We start from the raw sequence: 709 nt of genomic DNA, 5'->3' as shown, positions 1-709 counted from the left end.
ATGCGCATGATCGAAGCTAAGCCCGTGGATAGCCCTGTGAGCGTTCCTGAGCCTGCCAAGGTCTTGCCCACTGAGCCAGCACCTGAGAGACTGACTGAGCAACCATTAGAAGCCACTGAGCAGCCTAAGAAGCGTCGCTGGTGGCACAGATAGAGAGCCGGCAAACTCGATATGAACACTTCTCCAGAAGCCCAGGCAATGTGTGACCGCCTCCTCCAGGATTACGGCATTAAGACGGTGCAGGATTTGGGCCGTGTAGCTGATGCGCGAGGCGTGAAGCCCTCTGAACTATTGGCAGAGGCTGCATCCGCTTAACCAAAAAAGCCCCTCAGGTTGGATTTGAAATCCGATCTGAGGGGCTTTTTCTATATTGCTTGCACGGTGGCTGCGAGGTGGTGCAGTCTTCCTCCGGGGATGATCTGCTCTTCCACTGCGCCGGCTACTGACCAGCGTCGGCCTCGCCATTCAACTGAGCCGGTACTGGTTAAGTGCTCAGCAGCCCTCTTATCGATCAGCAACCGATAAAACGAGGTGAGCACGTTGCCGGTAGTTGCGAGCGATTCCGAAGACTTCACCGGGGACATAGTTGCCCGGTATGGGCCGTAACGAAACTCTGGGAGCGGGTTGCCCCGGTCATCACGTCCGCCACCTACAACGATGGTTACTTTGTCCAGGAACTTCACTGTGTACGCCTCCGGTATCGGTGGAG

1 protein-coding gene is annotated in these 709 nt (G+C 56.3%); it reads right to left on the bottom strand.

Annotated features, from left to right (window positions below):
* Positions 1 to 365: 365 nt before the first annotated feature.
* A partial coding sequence (locus BKX98_RS17310; RefSeq protein WP_233125415.1) for a hypothetical protein occupies positions 366 to 709 on the bottom strand: 344 nt, incomplete at its 5' end.

Source organism: Glutamicibacter sp. 0426 (assembly GCF_001906485.1).
Taxonomy (GTDB): Bacteria; Actinomycetota; Actinomycetes; order Actinomycetales; family Micrococcaceae; genus Glutamicibacter; species Glutamicibacter nicotianae.
Note: the sequence above shows the minus strand (reverse complement) of the source record. Positions and strands in the feature narration are given on the sequence as shown.